We start from the raw sequence: 17,199 nt of genomic DNA, 5'->3' as shown, positions 1-17,199 counted from the left end.
CCTCCTTTATTTTGTCGGTTCGGTGTCCTTCCAGAAATCTTTGACCATATTCGCAACATAGCCGGACTCAATCCTGTCTTCAGGGTCTACCGGGCCATTGTAGCCAAACCACTCGTCAAACTTACGGGCTGCATCTTGAACCAAAGGAATTTGGGTGGCAATTCTAGCCACGTTATGATTCCATTGTTCTATTTTATTCCATGAACAGACCGAGATACAGTTTCCGCAATCCCCGTTATAAGCCCAGAAAGAGTTACAACGTTGAGCGTCGACGTGCCATTTTGATGTGTAAGGAACCTCAGACGGACCACAATCCTCCGGTTGCAAAACCTTTGCTTCTTTCTCGTGAGAAATAGCTTGAGCCGGGCAACCGTCCGCGCATTTCTTACATAAGCGGCAGAACTCACGGACTCCGAAACTTTTTGGCTTGTCAGGAATTAGTTCCAAATCCGTATAAACTTTAGCGATACGCACCCGGGGGCCGAATTTTTGAGTAATAAGCAACCCGTTTCTTCCGGCCTCTCCGAGACCGGCTTGAACTGCAATTGGAACGCTCAGTCCGGTGTCATTTCCCGACGGAATCGCATTGTACCCTATCTCTCTTAAAAACGTTGCAAGCTTATAGGCTACTTCTCCCATGTTCGAGTAAGCTTTGCCCGTTGCAGCGCCGTGAAGGAGCGACGGCGCTGTGCGGTATGCTTCGTAATCCATTTCGAAAGCCATGGCAATTACGGATTTTGGTTGGAAGCCGGCATACTTTTCCCAGTCTGCTTCAAAAACGCTTAGCCCGAAAACCTCCACTTCCCGATTTCCAAGAAATTTTTCGATATTAAACGGAGCATATACAGTTCTGCCATTAGGCATTTTAAACGGTCGGGACTTTGGTCTGCTCCAGTTGGCATAAGTCCAGCGATCGTCATAGGGCGCAATACCGGCTAAATCCGCTCCCAGAAAGCGGGCTGCCTTTTTCATAATCAGACTAGCCTCGTCCGCAGAATTGAATTTCCATTGCCGTCCCTGACTCCGCCTTTCTTCAGCTTTGGAATTATCCCAATTAAACATTCCTTGAATAACCACAGGTTCTTTCGCCATTTCATTCGTTTCGGGATTAATGGGATAATGTGCAATCACGCCTGCCGGACCACTACCAGGCGCCGTAAATCCGTTGTAATTATATTCCACTGACCAAGCCGCTGTACACAAAGCTACATCCAATGCGCGCCAGCCTAATTCTTTCTGGCGCAGCGGCAAAACAGTACCATCATGTTGAGAGAAATAAATTACTCCCGTTTCGCTAACGGTTGCATTACGCCCTTTAATCCCAAGCTTCTCAGCGTTAATCCGCGGAAGGTCTTTCCCAGTATCTTTTTTTCCTGTAATTTCAGAAACATCATCATGCACAAATTTCATTGGCGTCTTGTTTTCTTCAGTATCAAATACTCTTTGATAATAAATCTTGTTTCCCGGAAAACGCTGATACTTTGGATCGACTGTGTAAGGAAATTCCGAAGTTTCCTTAATAGGCGCTACGATGTCTGCCGCCTGGGCAACTAAAGGATTAAATGTTTCCTTTGCCACCGCAGCCGTTGCAACAGCGGCGGCGACGGTACCCATGAGTGAAGCTTTTAAAAAACTTCGTCTGTCTAAGTTGTTTCCCATGTAAGTATCTCCTCCTAAATGGTATTAGTATTTCAGTTGTATTTTACTTCAGCTAAAATGATTGACTATATCCAGTGATACAATTTTAAAAATATTTCCATCAATATTTTCTTATTAATAATGCCAAACCTTAAAGAAGATTTTTGCTTTATTTTTTACACATACTAAATTTCTCTAAAACATTTCATGTTAAAATATTATGTGAAGAAGCCATGGAAGAAGGTCTCCTCCCGTAATGGAATAAAAATTTAAGCGACGGGTTAAAAACCCGTCGCTTAGAGCGCATTGTTCTATTACGAAAAAATAATTTTAATGAGCAGGAGGAGCTGTTGGGGCCGGAGCCGGGATACTGGCAGGTATCTTATAAAGTTCCGGCCACTCCAACCACCACTTGTACTTCTCGATTTGTTCAGTACCATAGCCGAACATATCGTCAATTGACTTGAGAAGCTTTGAATTGGCTTGCCCTCTGCTTCCAATCCACATCCCAGCTTCATGGAACCAAGAATCTTCCTTGGAGTTCCAGGGACAGACTTTCATGCAACGTCCGCAGGAAGAACCTTCTTCATTGGATACACGGAATTCCGTGCACTTTTTCATGTCGCTGTTCCAACGTAAGTAACCGTTATATTCAATTGGGTCTTTGTCATGCGTGATGGCTTTGGATGGACATTCAGCCGCGCATTTTCCACATACTCTGCAGAAATCCAACATACCAAAATCGATTGGTTTATTGGGAAGCAGTGGCAGATCTGTGGTAACAGCGGCTACTTTAAGGCGGAATCCTAGCCGGGGATGTGCTGCGCAATCTCCCGTTCTGGTTAATTCGCCCAATCCCGCTGCTAATATTAGAGGTGGCATGACGGCCATATAGTTTCCTGCATGGTTGGCTCTAGCATTATAGCCGAGACTTCTGATGTATTTTGCAATAATAACCGCAATATTCGCCGTAGCATGATAACTGCGCATAGATTGAGATGCACTGACTCCGTCATAGCCGGTGGATCCCAACATAGTCTCCAGATGTTGGTCAACCATTACGACGATTACATAGGGATAGCGTTGTGTTACTGGGTAAACACATTCCTCTACCGGTTGGTAAGTCAAATTCTTTGTGGGATTAACTTTATGGGAATAGTAGGCATAAGAAGGCATTTGTCCAATACCAACCTCATCAGCTCTCAGAAAATAGGCAAGGTCTCTAATATGCTGGGACATTTGCTCAGGGTCGGGAATCGGTAATTTTTCAGGCGCCGGTTTGCCGTCTACTGCAGCTTCTGAGGCAACCAAACCGAGAGTCGCACTTATTGCTCCTCCTTGAGGATGTTTAGGAACGAAATTAAAAACTCCTCTATGGGCTCTATCACTAATTAGCCCCCTCCGGGCCAAATTAAACCCCATATCAGCCTCGTTGGTATTTTTTACAGTCCCAACAAGCTTGGATGTCCCTAGCCATTGATCATTATTTTCCGCAAAACGGACGCTAGCTCCGCCATAGTTATGCTCGGGATGGAGTTTTGACCATTGCCCTTTTGCTCCGGCAGAATAATTAACATTACTGGTAGCAGCATTCGCCACTTTAGCAGGAGCCTTGATCGCTCCTATGACCCCCATTGCTGTTGCGGCCATTCCAGCTTTCAGAAAATTGCGGCGGTTCATTCCTAATTTTTGTTTTTGCTCTATTTTTTCTACCATGCTATTACCTCCTTTCTAAGCTTGTACTGCATTGCTTGCTTTTTTTACGCCAATAAAACCTAACAGACGAGCCAAAACAACCGCAAGTACCACAGAAATCCCTAGGAATAAAAATATTGCCGTACTTGTTGCTTTGACGTGGCCAACACTGGCATTAATGTAAACAAAGGAAATACCAGTCCAAGTAATGGCATACCATAGTACAAATAAGCTCCAGTTCAGAACCGTTTTCCACATTAATTCACGCTTGGCACGGGGTTTAATGAAAATAATTCCTCCAAAAAATAACACGCCGGCGATAAAAATCAAAAATGTGCTCATAATTTTTCACCTCCTTCCCAGTTAATGAAGTAGATTTTGTTCATTACAGATACATTATAAAAGCAACAAGCAATTAAAGCTTTAAACCGGTTTAAAACTTTAATTGCCTGTTGTTAAAATAATTAGAAATAACTAATTTTTATTGTTTCCTATTTTTCAATTATCTTATTCTTTTCTCATGCGCTACTTCTAAAACATGTGTTTCATGTGTCAGCATATAAAGCTTTGGTAAATCACGGATAATTATTTTGCTCTTCTTTTTTTCCAGGATATTCTGCCTTCTTAACCATCCCAATACCTTAGATACTGTTACATAATGCGTCCCCGTAATCTCCGATATATCTTTCATCGATAGGTCAATATTGATTTCTATACAATCATTCACTTCGATGCCACTGGCGAGGCAAAGTTTGTAAAGCAACCTTACAACTCTGACAGTAGGATTAAAATAATCCATCTCGGTTACTTGTTTAACATAATAGTTTATTTTGGATTGATAGTTCTTAAGAACATCAATTACAATATCATCATCTATATAAAAGATTTGTCTGATTTGTTGCTCTGTAAAAAAACAAACTTGGCTGTCTTCAGTGGCAACAGCATAGATGCCACTGAACTCTGTGAATAAAAGACTCAATATACAATACTTCCCAGCAAAATACATCAATTTTTCCCGTTCATCCTCAATGAACAAATTGATTTTAAGCCTTCCATAAATGACATAACCTAGAGTTAGCATTCTATCTCCCGGAAAAACAACCGTACTTCCTTTCGGATAAGTTTTTACAGACCCTAAATGAGTATACTTAACTAGTTTCTCAACTGGAAAGAATGTATCGGGAACTACTACTTCCAATTTTTTAAGATCTTCTTCCATACTCGTCTTCCCCCCGTCATTTTTTCAACCGCCGGGCAATATGCTGGTTAAATGCCCATCTCCCCTTTCCTCACTTTATTTTGTATAAAAATGTTTTAAATGTTTACATACATTAAATATTTTACTGAATGTTTTATGGTAGACTGAATACGGCTGTTAAGTCTTTTACTATCTTAAGAATTTAACAATAGCGCATATATTATACAATATTAACTTCTTTTATTGTTTAATTCGCGTTAAATTTTTTATGCCATCCGTAATGCTACCGTTCAAATTGTTTTGACATGGTGGCCCGGTTAGTTATATATCTTCTCTGAGGTAGCAGCCTAAAAAGCATTTCTATTATATAGTTGCAACATTTTTTTGTAACCACATGGTTTACGTTACTTAACAAGTCCATTACTGCACCTATTCTCAATTATGCAGGTGAACAAAAGACAACCGGGATCAAATCCGATTGTCTTTTAATTCTTCCGTATTTTCTTTGTTTTAAAACAGCGCCAGGAAAGTTACATAAACAAAAACCATTTCCTGTCCGATATCCCAATTTATACCTATCGCAGGATCGTTATCTGCGAGTTCCGGATGTTGTTTAACAATATCACTCCAGGATATCAACAATTTTTCTTCTACCATGAAGCGCCTCCTATCAATAAATACCATACTCCTTGACAAACTTGTTTACTGCGATGATATTCTCCGCCTTGCCTGTGATGATTTCCTTATCGGTACAAAATACATATCCGCCGCCTGGTGCCAGAATGTCTACTAATTCTTTGGCCTTGGCGATACATTCTTCTTTCGTACCAAATTGCAGTAAAGTTGCCGGATAAAGTCCCGAAATACACATGGTATCTCCGAGTTTATCCTTGATCTCTTTAGGGTTCCCGTATTCGAACCAACCCATGGATTTCTTGGCAGGCAGCTCTTGTAGGTGATCGTAATAACGAGACCAATCGCCTTCATAAATTGGAACGACATTGATATCCTGGGAAGCAAAAAACTCCATGATCTTTTTAAAGGACGGCCAGTAAAACTTGTTAAAGTCCGATGTTTTCAACATCGTTGGTAAATGCATCGGTATATAAACAACTTTGGGATATTGTTTCGGTGGAACCATGTTAAGCTGGCTCATGCCAAACCTGATGACCAACGGTGTAAACGCCTCTATTGCTGCTAAAAGTTCCCCGGGACAACGTCGGATATCCATGAAGGCGTTTTTAATGCCCCGGAAGAAATCAGCAATCCAATCCATCGAGTGGATAATCGTAGCATCAACAAGTTTGGGCATTCCGTATTGACCGGCCATTGCACCGACAATAGCTCCGGATTGCGCCCCAAACATACCGAATTTCATAGCGCCTTTAGCCAATGCCAGTTCTTTTACCGGTGAAGGTTTGGCCAGTTCGGCGTATTTCCTGGGCAAGATTTTTTCTACCAAAAACTTGAACGGATCTTTGGCAAACTCCGGATATTCATCGGCTGTCATGATTTGGGCATGCTCATCCGAATACTGTGCGACAGTACTGTCACTCAAATAATGAAATGCTTTGCTCCCTAATGCCTGATAAACACCGCCTGGCCTGGGAAAGTAGCGATGAACCATGTCCAGCGGGATTTCAGTGACCACTTTCATCATGGCTTTACGGCCTTTTTCCATATCCCAGTTTGTTTCTGCATCGGTATACCCTGCAAACTCGGCGCACCAGGAACCATACGTGCCAAGCAGAGGTACGCGGTCTGGCTGTTCCAGATTGAAGGCTTTGAATACCCGTTCTAGACGTTCTTGATACAGATTCGCAACTTCACTCATTGATCAACCCACCAACCCATTATTTGAAGAAATTTTAGTACGCACGCCGATAACCAAGAGACAAGCTACACCCATTAAAATACCATCTAAAATCAAAGCTGACCCCCAATTTCCTGAGCTTCCGCGAAGCACACCGGAGACTACCGGAGCCAAAATAGCACCGATCTCAGAAACAAGATTCAATGTGCCGAAAGCTGCGCCACGTAAATTGGCCGGTGCGTTCTCTGAAGCTAGGGCGTGTCCGACCGGACATAAAGCGAAGTAAATCAAACCCGAAAGAAATAGTATAATGGATTGAATAACCATATCTTTTCCACCGGTCGTTACATAGGCTGTGAAGATAAAAATAAATAATGTCATTAGCGCCAACATGACGATAAATGTATTGCGGCGGCCATTGGGTTTATGGGAAACCATATCGGATATTTTGCCGCCCAAAGGAAAACCGATGACTCCGGCAATGGCATTAAATGATATAACAAGAAGCGCCGCAGTGAGCGTTCCGCCACCAAAATCTTTGACAATGGCACCGCCCCAAAAACTATAAAACCAGAGATGCCATAATAAGGGGATGTGTACAAGGTAGATAAGAATAAGGTTTCTATCCTTTAGTACAGGGCCAACCTCGCCGCCTTTAGTAACGACAATATAGCCTAAAAATACAATGGCCAAGAAGGATAAAATGACAGCAATCATTATATCACTTAATCCTACCGTATTTGCCGCAAAATAAATAGCCATAATGACAATCAAGAAAACTATGGAATATTTAGATAAATTGATTATGGCCTTCATGTAATTTTCAGAAACGCTTTTATCTTTCGGCTTTAAAGCAATCCGCATGATTATAGCCACGACAATGGTAACTATCCCCAGAACGATAAACGGCATTTTCCATGCATTTTGACCTAAAACAGACTTACCCGCATTTATCAAATATATTGTTCCAACCAAAGCCGCCGACAGCCCCACAGTAAGCCCGGCCATAACGACACCCATTCCTAAACCAAGCTTCTTAGGGGGAGTCACCTGGGCAACCAAGGAGCGGTCATTTGAATAAAGAACGCCTTCGCCTAACCCGGTTAATACACGTAAAGCAACAAAAACCATCAAGCCGCCAATCAAACCGGTTAAAAGTGTTGTAATTCCCGCCCAGAAGATACTAATAACAATGATTGTGCGATAACCAAATTTGTCTCCGAAGTATCCTCCAGGAAATTGTGTCAGCATGTATCCGGCAAAAAATAAGCTTCCCAGTAATCCGCCAAGGGCATACGGGTTTGCAGCAGCGCTCAAAAAACCCACCTTATTGGCAATCATCCAGCTCACCACCGGACCAGTACATGCGCGATCAGCATATGATACGACCCAGCCAATAAACAACATTGCCCATACCGTATGGTAGCTTTGCCATCCTTTTTCTGTTTGTTCCGTCATAAATAAACTCCTCTCATACTTGATTTATTTGGCTCAAAGATATTTGTCCTCTTGAACCATTTCTATAATTTTTTGTATTTTCTAAAAATTAGTTTATCAGGAAACCATTGATATGTATAATATATATATAGTGATATATGCATATGATTTTTGTATCGAATCAAGAAAGGGGTACTCATGGATATACGTCAATTACGTTACTTTCGGACAATTGTTGAAAAAGGACAGATTACACTGGCAGCAAAGGCTTTGAATATGGCCCAGCCCCCTCTGAGCCAACAACTCAAGCAGCTCGAAGATGAGCTGGGAACGACGTTAATTATCAGAGACTCCAAACGTTGGGAAATGACTGAGGCTGGAATATTGTTGTATCAACGCGCAGTAGAATTGATGAATTTAATGGAAGATACTAAAAAAGAAGTCAAAGAATTCAGAGATGGAATTCGAGGAACGCTACTCATTGGCGCGTCGTCAACTTGCGTTTCCTTACTGCCTGGCCGAATTAAGCTCCTTCAGGATCAATATCCAAAACTTTATTTTAAATTATTGCTGGGCGATTCGCGTTTTCTTGAAGAAATGTTGGAGAAAAGATCAATTGAAGTTGCTTTGCTATTACTTCCCGTTAAATCCAAAGAAATTAAGGCCCTACGTTTGCCCAAAGAGCCGTTTGTGGTTGTAATACCATCAGACTGGAACATGTTTTTTCCTGAGGATACTATAAGCTTACAAGATATTGTTACCTATCCTCTCCTTCTATTGAGAAGAATTGAGGGAAGAGGTTTATATGAGGAAATCCTCGAAAAGTTTAATGCGTACGGCTTAATGCCTGATGTAATATTCGATTGCCCTGATATTTCTACACTGCTGACTTTGGTTACTTTGGGAGTTGGGTTGACCTTAGTCCCCAAATTCAGCATCAACCCTGTTTTTTATGACAAGATAAAAATTCTACATATTAAGGAATCTTTCCTTGAAAAGGAACCTGCAGTGGTATGGGTAAAGGACAGATATTTGTCTAAGGTAACCAAAAAATTTCTTGAGACATTCTCAGAGTAAATTGGAATTTCTCTTTCACTTTACTCCTCAATTATGCAAAGTGAACAAAAGACAACCGGGACCAAACCCGGTTGTCTTACTTACTTTTGCTTAATTTATATTTAGTTCCTTATTCCTTTGTTTTAAAAGAGCGCCAGGAAAGTTACATAGGCAAAGATCATTTCCTGTCCAATATCCCAGCTCATAGCCATCGCAGGATCTTTATCTGCGAGTTCCGGATGCTCTTTAACGATATCACTCCAAGAAATCAACAATTGTTCTTCCATCGTGAAGCACCTCCTATTTATAAACACCATACTCCATGACAAACTTGTTTACGGCGATGATGTTTTCCGCTTTACCTGTAATCAGTTCCTTATCCGTACCAAATACATATCCGCCGCCCGGGGCCAGAATATCCACTAATTCTTTGGCCTTGGCGATACATTCTTCCTTCGTGCCAAATTGCAGCAAGGTCGCAGGATAAAGCCCGGAAATACACATGATATCCTTGAGTTTCTCTTTGATTACTTTCGGATCGCCGTATTCAAACCAACCCATGGATTTCTTGGCAGGCAGCTCTTGTAGGTGATCGTAATAACGAGACCAATCGCCTTCATAAATTGGTACGACATTGATGTTCTGGGAAGCAAAAAACTCCATAATCGTTTTAAACGCCGGCCAGAAGAACTTATCAAAATCAGAAGTTTTCAACATTGTGGGCAAATGAATCGGTAATTCCAGAACCTTCGGATATTGCCTCGGCGGCGTCATAAGAGCCTGACCCATACCAAGCCTGATAATCAACGGCGTAAATGCCTCAATAGCCGCCAAAAAGTCATTGGGACAACGGCGGATATCCATGAAGGCATTTTTAATGCCCCGGAAGAAATCAGCAATCCAATCCATCGGGTGTAAAATAACACCGTCAAATAGCATAGGCATTCCGTATTGCGTGGCAAGCGCGCCTACAATACCCCCAGATTGTGCCCCAAACATGCCGAATTTCATAGCGCCTTTGGCAAATGCTAAGTCTTTTATCGGTGAAGGTTTGGCCAGTTCGGCATATTTCCGCGGCAAGATCTTTTCTACTAAAAACCTGAACGGATCTTTGGCAAACTCCGGATATTCATCAGCTGTCATGATTTGGGCATGCTCATCCGAATACTGAGCGACAGTACTGTCACTCAGATAATGAAATGCCTTGCTCCCCAACGCCTGATAAACGCCGCCAGGCCTGCCAAAGTAGTTATGAACCATGTCCAGCGGGATTTCGCTGGCTACTTTCATCATGGCTTTGCCGCCTTTTTCTATATCCCAGTTGGTTTCTGCATCCGTATACCCTGCAAACTCGGCGCACCAAGACCCATAAGTACCCAGTACCGGTACACGGTCCGGCTGCTCCAGATTAAAGGCTTTGAATACTCGGTCTAAACGTTCTTGATACAGATTCGCAACTTCACTCATTGCTCAACCCACCCATCTCTGGCATATTTTGACACCTTCAGCTGCGTTTGTGGAGAAACCATCGGCTCCTATGCTTTTACAAACAACCTCATTAACCGGTACGCCACCGATAATCACCTTGACTGAATTTCTAAGGCCTGCTTCAGCAAGACCGTGAACTGTTTCTTTCATGCTGTCCAGCGCCAAAGTCAGTACGCCGCTTAATCCGACAATATCCGGGTTTACCTCTTTTACCTTGTCCACGATCTGGTTAACCGGAACATTGATCCCCAGGTCGATCACTTCGAAACCCGCGGCTTCTACCATGGACCTGAAAATATTTTTACCGATATCATGAAGGTCTCCGAAGACAGTAGCCAGGACGACTTTTCCGCCTTTTGCTGAGGACCCTGTGCCTAAAGCTGGTTTGAGCTTGTCCATGACGTTTTGCAGCACTTCCCCGGCGAAGACTAAATCCCCAATAAAGTACTCGCCTGAATCATAGCGCTCGCCTACGAGCGTCATACCTTGCTGACAGGCTTTAACAATTTCTTGGACTTCTGCGGCATTGTCATCTTTGCTTAGTACTTCATCAATCGCCTTGTTTAACACGTCTTCGTCCAAATCGGACATCGCTTGAATCAGGACTTTCGAATCTACCACTTCAAACCATCCTCCTTAAGTTTTTTACAGCTATTTTTTTAGTCTATGATAATAAAATTTGCTGTCTATACAAGTTAATATATCATAGGTAAAATTTAAAAAATCTTAGCGCTTACTAAGGGGGTAATTTATATATTTTAAATTTTCAAAATTATTATCAGTAAAAAAACAAATGAAAATTAGGGGCGCGTGATCTGTTCAAAAATATAACCTAAAAGGCCGGATAAAAAAGCCAGGATATTCTCCTGGCTTTAAGCCTTTGCTTCATATGATATTCTTGTTCCTATTTCCCGGGTGGTAATATATTTTCTTCGTTTTAAAAAAGCGCCAGGAAAGTGACATAGGCAAAAATCATTTCCTGCCCGATATCCCAATTCATGCCCATTGCTGGATCTTTATCTGCGAGCTCCGGATGCTCCTTAACGATATCACTCCAAGAAATCAATAACTTTTCTTCCATCGCGAGGTACCTCCTATTTATAAATACCATACTCCATGACAAACTTGTTTACGGCGATAACATTTTCTGCTTTCGCATCCTGAGGCGCAATAAGTTCTTTATCAGTACCAAAAATGTATCCTCCGCCAGGCGCCAGATCATCCAATAATTCTTTCGCTTTGGCAATACACTCTTCCTTGGTGCCATACTGCAGTAAAGTCGCCGGGAAAACTCCGATAAGACACATGGTATCTTTGAGTTTATCCTTAAGCTCTTTGGGATCGCCATGTTCGAACCAGCCCATTGTTTTCTTGGCAGGCAGTTCTTGAAGATGATTATAATAACGTGACCAATCCCCTTCGTAGAACGGTATGACATAGACATTATGGGCAACGAAGAATTCCATAATCATTTTAAATGACGGCCAGTAATACTTGTCAAAATCCGCTGTTTTGAGCATCGTAGGTAAATGCAGCGGCATAAGAAGAACTTTGGGATTTGGACTCGGCGGTCCCATGTGTACCTGACCCATACCGAGTCTGATGACCAACGGTGTAAACGCTTGGATGGCTTCAGCGAGCTCAACCGGACGACGGCGGATATCCATAAATGTGTTTTTAATGCCCCGGAAGAAATCGGCAATCCAATCCATCGGGTGTAAAATAATACCGTCAAATAACACAGGCATTCCTTGTGCGGCAAGCGAACCCTTAATGGCTCCCTTCTGGGCGCCAAACATTCCGAACTTCATGGCGCCTTTGGCAAATGCCAAATCCTTCATCGGGGAGTCTTTGGCCAGTTCGGCATATTTTCGCGGCAAAACCTTTTCTACCAAAAACCTGAATGGATTTTTAGTAAATTCGGAATATTCATCATCTTTCATTATTTTCGCACCCTCATCGGAATACTGAACGATATTGCTGTCACTTAAATAATGGAATGAACTGCTCCCCAACGCCTGATACACGCCGCCAGGTCTGGAAAAGGGCTGATGAAGCATATCCAACGGAATATCATTCGCCACTTTCATCATTGCTTTCCCGCATTTATCTGTGTCCCAATTGGTTTCAGAATCGGTATATCCTGCATAATAGGCACTCCAGGTACCATAAGTGCCTAACACCGGAACGCGGTCTGCTTGTTCCAGCCTCAAGGTTTTATAAACCCGGTCCAGACGCTCTTGATATAGATTCACAACTTCACTCATTGATCAACCCACCCATCTCTGGCATATTTTTACGCCTTCAGCAGCGTTAGTCGAGAAACCATCGGCTCCTATGCTTTTACAAACAACCTCATTAACCGGTACTCCGCCGATAATTACCTTGACTGAATTTCTAAGGCCTGCTTCAGCAAGACCGTCAACTGTTTCTTTCATGCTGTCCAGCGCCAAGGTCAGTACACCGCTTAATCCGACAATATCAGGGTTAACCTCTTTTACCTTGTCCACGATCTGGCTAACCGGAACATTAATCCCCAGGTCAATCACCTCGAAACCTGCGGCCTCAACCATGGATCTAAAAATATTTTTACCTATGTCATGAAGATCTCCGAAAACGGTAGCCAGGACAATTTTTCCGCCTTTTGCTGAGGACCCTGCACTTAAAGCCGGTTTGAGCTTGTCCATTACGCTTTGTAACACTTCCCCGGCAAAGACCAGGTCCCCGATAAAATATTCGCCCGAATCATAACGCTCACCTACGAGCGTCATACCTTGCTGACAGGCTTTAACAACTTCTTGAACTTCTGCTGCATTGTTTTCTTTGCTTAGTACTTCATCAATCGCCTTGTTTAACACGTCTTCGTCCAAATCGGACATCGCTTGAGTCAGGACTTTCAAATCCACCACTTTCAATCATCCTCCTTGAATTTTTTTGTTTAGTTCTGCAATGCTGAAATAATTTTCTTATTTCATTTACTCGTCTATACAAGTAAAGATATCATTTGCTAAAAACACATGAATTAGTTGACGATAATTTGTCCATAAAAAAACAAACGGGATCAAACCCCGATTTTGTATTTTAGCTTAGAACAGTATCCCAATTCCATTCTATTGATTCAAATATGCTGTCTATTTTGAAATGATAGAAATAATCTAAGGTGTTATAATTGTAAATCCCGTTTTGACCTGTTTAATATTCTAAGGTAATGATTGGCTTCTCTTAATACATGATCTGCTAAGAGTGGAATGATTATTGATTTTATCTTACATGTTAGTAGCCCTTCTGTACCTGCTGCTTTAAAATCCCTTAATGCTCGGGTTGCCGTAATAGTTTCCCGTGTCAGACGTCCTATGTCTGTCTTTTTTTGGGCTGCTGGTACTCTTTGCTCAAGTGAATGAAATTCCCTATCAAAGCCCTCTGCTTTGACTATTAGGCTAGATTCAGTTGGATCTAATAAGTGACGAATAAACTGTGCATGCTCCGCCATTTGCCTATTCCAAAATTTTTCTTCTTCAATAGCCTCCTGAACAAAATCAATTGCCATGTGCCGTTGCAACCGTTCTAAATGATTTATGTAAAATAAGGCTTCTCTTCGGATATGGATTATTAATAAAGGAAAATTAAAAGTGAACAATTTACATTGAAGCATTCCGTTAAGTATGTTGGTTTTAAACTGGACCAATGCATTGGTCAAACTAATGGCTTTCTGATTTAAGACAGTGACTTGTGCCTCCAGTTGTGCTGGATTTATTCCGGTATTAGGGGTTAGTCCGAATTCTTCATTCGTAATAACTGATTCAATAGCAATACCGGATAGTTCCTCAGTAATTTGTTCTGCTCGTAGCGTTTTATCTGTTATTGATTCCCCTGAGCTTAATGTTTCTTCACTGATAACCCCGTTTGCCAAAAAAACAGCTTCCCTTAATAATTCAGCAAATTGGGTCTTAAACATATCCGCTTGCCGCGCGAATGCTGCATCCTTCGCCACAAAACCAGCTTCGAGAAATATGGAGTGCTCTTTCATAATTCGTCCAAAAAAGAGGTGTAATTCCAGGGATTCCCGGACAAAATCTCCTGGCAGTAATATTGCGTTCAATTAAATCCCTCCTAAATTAACTCTTATGCTAAAACGTATTTTTCAAATAACTCATTTATTCCATTATCTCTAGAAATCTCCTCATGTCTTTTTTCTAACGGATCTGTCTAGTTTGCTGTTGTCAATCCTTCCAAGAAATTAGGATATCCGATAATAATCAACATACCAATCCGCAAACCGTTGCAGCCCTTCCTCGATAGTTGTACTCGGCTTAAACTCAAAATCCCTCTCTAGGGGTGTACTGTCGCTATACGTGGCCTTTACATCTCCAGGTTGCATTGGAAGGAGCTCTTTCTTCGCAACAATCTCTCGACTGACCGCTTTACTCAACGCCTTCTCTAAAGCAGCGATATAATCCATCAATTGTTCCGGCCGATTATTACCAATATTGTAAACTGCGTATTGTAACCCATCGAGGATGCTGTCTTTATCTACTCTCTTAGCTGGCGGATTACAAAGTATCCTCATCATTGATTCTATAATATCATCGATATAGGTGAAGTCTCGATAACAATTCCCGTAGTTAAATACCTTAATGGCCTCGCCATTAAATATCTTCTGAGTAAAAGCATAATAGGCCATGTCCGGTCTTCCCATCGGGCCGTATACAGTAAAGAACCGCAAGCCGGTAGAAGGTATGCTATACAATTGGCTATAGCTATGCGCCATTAATTCATTGGATTTCTTCGATGCAGCATAGAGAGAAACAGGATTGTCTACTTTATCCTCTGTTGAAAACGGCACTTTCATATTAGCGCCATAGACTGAACTTGACGATGCATAGACTAAGTGTTGGACAGGATTGTGACGACAGGCTTCCAAAATATTATAGAAACCAATAATATTACTCTGAATATATGCATCCGGGTTCTTAATAGAATATCGTACTCCCGCCTGTGCTGCTAAATTCACCACAATCTCGGGCTTATACTCTTCAAAGACCTCCTTAAGGGTTTCTCCATCTGAGATATCCTCTTTTATAAAAGTGTACTGTTCTTGTTCTTCTAATAGCTTAAGTCGGCTCTCCTTTAAATTCACATCATAGTAGTCGTTCATATTATCAATGCCAACGACTCTGCATCCTTGTTCCAAAAGCTTCTTAGATAAGAAAAAACCAATGAATCCGGCGCTGCCGGTAATTAAATAAAGTTTACTCGGGTCTAATTCCTTATATCCTTCTATCATGGTCATCAACTTCTCCTTTTATAATAGATAGATAGCTTTCCTAACTAATATCCTCACTTAATACCATTATTTTCTGCCAATCGAATAGTATTCAACGCCGCTTTCTCTCATCTCATTTACATCGTAAATATTCCGGCCATCATAAACAAGAGGTGTACGCATGAGCTTCTTATAGTCTCCCGGCTCCAGTGCTTTAATTTCTTCCCATTCGGTAAATATAAAGCAGACATTTGCACTATCCAGTGCTTCTTCAGCTGTCCTTACATAATGTATGCTTTTCTTGCCATACTTCACTTCTTGTTCTAAACCCGTGTTAAAAAATTGTCTTTTAAAGTTCTCCGTACCAACCGGATCATAGGCATAAATATCCGCCCCTTGCGTTAATAATAAAGGTACATTTGCTAGCGATGGGGCTTCTCTTAAATCATCAGTCCCGGGCTTAAAGGTTAGCCCTAATACTGCTACTTTCAAACCATTAAAGGTGATAAGCCGCTGACAAGCCTTCTTATACAGAAGGAGTTTTTGATCGTTATTGACATCGATAGCAGCCTTAACTGTTCTAATGTTATACCCATGCAAAGTTGCCAGATAATCTAGTGCTTTCGTATCTTTTGGGAAGCAACTCCCGCCATATCCAATACCCGCATTTAGGAATCTACTGCCAATCCGGCTGTCATACCCCATCCCTCTGGCGACTTCTTCAATATCGGCGCCGACCAGTTCACAAAGGTTTGCAATATCATTCATATAGGATATTTTTAATGCTAGAAAATCATTGGCGGCGTATTTAATCATCTCAGCAGAGCGTCTTGACACGGATACGATCGGCAAGCCAAACGGCTCATAGATTGTTATAAGCGTATCCCTGGCTTTTTGGCTATTTGTGCCGATAATAATCCTAGCCGCCTCAAGCGTGTCGCGTACTGCCGTGCCTTGAGCTAAGAATTCTGGATTTGATGCGACTTGTACTTCTACATCATTTGCTAAAAAATCCTGAATAAACTTCTCGACTTTATCATTGGTACCCACGGGAACTGTGGATTTCACCACTACGAGGCAGTCCTTTTCTACCGTTTCCGCAATTTGTCTTGCAACTGTTGCTATGTATACTAAGTTAGCAGAACCATCAGGCTGTTCAGGGGTTCCTACACCAACAAAAATGGCATCTGCATTTTTGTAAGCAGATTTATAGTCTGTCGTAAAAGTTAATCTCGCTTCATTAAGGTACATCAATTCCTGTAAATCTTGTTCGTAAATTGGAGATGTTCCCCGTTGCAGCATTGTTATTTTTTTCTCATTAATATCTACACAAGTGACGTTATGTCCTCTATGGGCCATACATACCCCTGAAACCAAGCCAACATAACCCGTCCCCGCTACGGTGATGTTGAGCGGACGTTCAATACTTAATGGCTTTTGAGATCGGGGGGATAACGTTTTAAATGTTATGTCATACATAATCATTAATCATTCTCCATTTCCGTTGATTGATCTTCGGAGAAAAACATCTGGACAAACGCTCTCCTATGTAATCTTATTCCAGTCCAATCTATACAAGAATCAATAAATCATTTTTTTGTTCGGCACAAA

General features: G+C 41.7%; 17 protein-coding genes. 1 reads left to right on the top strand and 16 read right to left on the bottom strand.

Going from position 1 to position 17,199, the window contains the following annotated elements; all coding sequences use genetic code 11:
• Window positions 1-6: 6 nt before the first annotated feature.
• From AB3489_RS04900 to AB3489_RS04870, 7 genes are all read right to left on the bottom strand, one after another.
• Window positions 7-1,659, bottom strand: coding sequence for a reductive dehalogenase (locus tag AB3489_RS04900; RefSeq protein ID WP_368294146.1), 1,653 nt, complete (start codon window positions 1,657-1,659; stop codon window positions 7-9).
• 309 nt (window positions 1,660-1,968) lie between these two features.
• On the bottom strand, window positions 1,969-3,354 hold the full coding sequence (locus AB3489_RS04895; protein ID WP_368294145.1) for a reductive dehalogenase: 1,386 nt from the start codon (window positions 3,352-3,354) through the stop codon (window positions 1,969-1,971).
• Window positions 3,355-3,369: 15 nt separating this feature from the next.
• A complete protein-coding gene (locus tag AB3489_RS04890; RefSeq protein ID WP_368294144.1) occupies window positions 3,370-3,675 on the bottom strand; it encodes a dehalogenase in 306 nt (101 codons plus the stop codon).
• A 160-nt stretch (window positions 3,676-3,835) separates the two neighbouring features.
• On the bottom strand, window positions 3,836-4,552 hold the full coding sequence (locus AB3489_RS04885) for a Crp/Fnr family transcriptional regulator (RefSeq protein ID WP_368294143.1): 717 nt from the start codon (window positions 4,550-4,552) through the stop codon (window positions 3,836-3,838).
• 489 nt (window positions 4,553-5,041) lie between these two features.
• Window positions 5,042-5,188, bottom strand: coding sequence for a hypothetical protein (locus AB3489_RS04880; RefSeq protein ID WP_020492683.1), 147 nt, complete (start codon window positions 5,186-5,188; stop codon window positions 5,042-5,044).
• A 13-nt stretch (window positions 5,189-5,201) separates the two neighbouring features.
• The gene (locus tag AB3489_RS04875; RefSeq protein ID WP_020492682.1) at window positions 5,202-6,365 is read right to left on the bottom strand and encodes a uroporphyrinogen decarboxylase family protein; all 1,164 of its coding nucleotides are present in this window, start codon (window positions 6,363-6,365) and stop codon (window positions 5,202-5,204) included.
• A 3-nt stretch (window positions 6,366-6,368) separates the two neighbouring features.
• Window positions 6,369-7,802, bottom strand: coding sequence for an MFS transporter (locus AB3489_RS04870; RefSeq protein WP_020492681.1), 1,434 nt, complete (start codon window positions 7,800-7,802; stop codon window positions 6,369-6,371).
• Window positions 7,803-7,979: 177 nt separating this feature from the next.
• Here AB3489_RS04870 and AB3489_RS04865 point away from each other — a divergent pair, with 177 nt between their 5' ends.
• Window positions 7,980-8,858 (top strand): LysR family transcriptional regulator, encoded by an 879-nt coding sequence (locus AB3489_RS04865; RefSeq protein ID WP_020492680.1) that lies wholly within the window; start codon window positions 7,980-7,982, stop codon window positions 8,856-8,858.
• Window positions 8,859-8,980: 122 nt separating this feature from the next.
• Here the strand turns inward: AB3489_RS04865 and AB3489_RS04860 are convergent, their stop codons facing one another.
• From AB3489_RS04860 to AB3489_RS04820, 9 genes are all read right to left on the bottom strand, one after another.
• On the bottom strand, window positions 8,981-9,124 hold the full coding sequence (locus AB3489_RS04860) for a hypothetical protein (RefSeq protein WP_020492679.1): 144 nt from the start codon (window positions 9,122-9,124) through the stop codon (window positions 8,981-8,983).
• A gap of 13 nt (window positions 9,125-9,137) precedes the next feature.
• Window positions 9,138-10,304: a uroporphyrinogen decarboxylase family protein gene (locus AB3489_RS04855; protein ID WP_020492678.1), complete on the bottom strand. Its 1,167-nt coding sequence runs from the start codon at window positions 10,302-10,304 to the stop codon at window positions 9,138-9,140.
• Between the two features lie 3 nt (window positions 10,305-10,307).
• On the bottom strand, window positions 10,308-10,946 hold the full coding sequence (locus AB3489_RS04850) for a B12-binding domain-containing protein (RefSeq protein ID WP_020492677.1): 639 nt from the start codon (window positions 10,944-10,946) through the stop codon (window positions 10,308-10,310).
• Between the two features lie 316 nt (window positions 10,947-11,262).
• On the bottom strand, window positions 11,263-11,406 hold the full coding sequence (locus tag AB3489_RS04845) for a hypothetical protein (RefSeq protein WP_020492676.1): 144 nt from the start codon (window positions 11,404-11,406) through the stop codon (window positions 11,263-11,265).
• 13 nt (window positions 11,407-11,419) lie between these two features.
• Window positions 11,420-12,592: a uroporphyrinogen decarboxylase family protein gene (locus AB3489_RS04840; protein ID WP_020492675.1), complete on the bottom strand. Its 1,173-nt coding sequence runs from the start codon at window positions 12,590-12,592 to the stop codon at window positions 11,420-11,422.
• 3 nt (window positions 12,593-12,595) lie between these two features.
• Complete coding sequence (locus AB3489_RS04835; protein ID WP_020492674.1) at window positions 12,596-13,234, bottom strand: B12-binding domain-containing protein; 639 nt, start codon at window positions 13,232-13,234, stop codon at window positions 12,596-12,598.
• 254 nt (window positions 13,235-13,488) lie between these two features.
• Window positions 13,489-14,424, bottom strand: a complete 936-nt coding sequence (locus AB3489_RS04830) for a DUF2935 domain-containing protein (protein WP_034382454.1) — start codon at window positions 14,422-14,424, stop codon at window positions 13,489-13,491.
• Window positions 14,425-14,562: 138 nt separating this feature from the next.
• A complete protein-coding gene (locus AB3489_RS04825; RefSeq protein ID WP_026156557.1) occupies window positions 14,563-15,609 on the bottom strand; it encodes an SDR family NAD(P)-dependent oxidoreductase in 1,047 nt (348 codons plus the stop codon).
• A 66-nt stretch (window positions 15,610-15,675) separates the two neighbouring features.
• A complete protein-coding gene (locus AB3489_RS04820) occupies window positions 15,676-17,067 on the bottom strand; it encodes a UDP-glucose/GDP-mannose dehydrogenase family protein (protein ID WP_083916808.1) in 1,392 nt (463 codons plus the stop codon).
• Between the last annotated feature and the right edge of the window lie 132 nt (window positions 17,068-17,199).

Source organism: Dehalobacter sp. TBBPA1, from assembly GCF_040931655.1.
Lineage (GTDB): Bacteria > Bacillota > Desulfitobacteriia > Desulfitobacteriales > Syntrophobotulaceae > Dehalobacter > Dehalobacter restrictus.
The sequence above is the reverse complement of the archived record's forward strand: the minus strand, read 5'-3'. Positions and strand labels throughout refer to the sequence as shown.